The 286-nt window shown below is 58.7% G+C and carries 1 protein-coding gene; it reads left to right on the top strand.

Annotated features, from left to right (window positions below; all coding sequences use genetic code 11):
- Window positions 1–286: GAF domain-containing protein (locus AF337_RS32010; RefSeq protein WP_152971272.1), on the top strand; the 286-nt coding region annotated here is incomplete at both ends.

Raw genomic sequence — 286 nt, 5'->3', positions numbered from 1 at the left:
CCACGGACCCCTACATTTGTCGGCACCGGGCTCGTTCCATTCTCTGTGTTCCGTTGCTCAATCAGGGCCAACCTGCCGGGGTACTCTATCTTGAGAACAACCTCGCCCCCCGGGTCTTCGCGCCGGCCCGGATCGTGGTGCTGAAGCTGCTCGCATCTCAGGCAGCGATCTCACTAGAGAATACCCGGTTGTACCGCGATCTCGCTGAACGCGAAGCCAAGATCCGTCGCCTCGTCAAGGCCAACATCATCGGGATCGTCATCTGGAATATCGAAGGTCGCATTCT

The organism is Rhizobium ecuadorense, from assembly GCF_001187535.1.
Taxonomy (GTDB): domain Bacteria; phylum Pseudomonadota; class Alphaproteobacteria; order Rhizobiales; family Rhizobiaceae; genus Rhizobium; species Rhizobium ecuadorense.
This window is presented reverse-complemented; position numbering and strand designations above follow the sequence as displayed.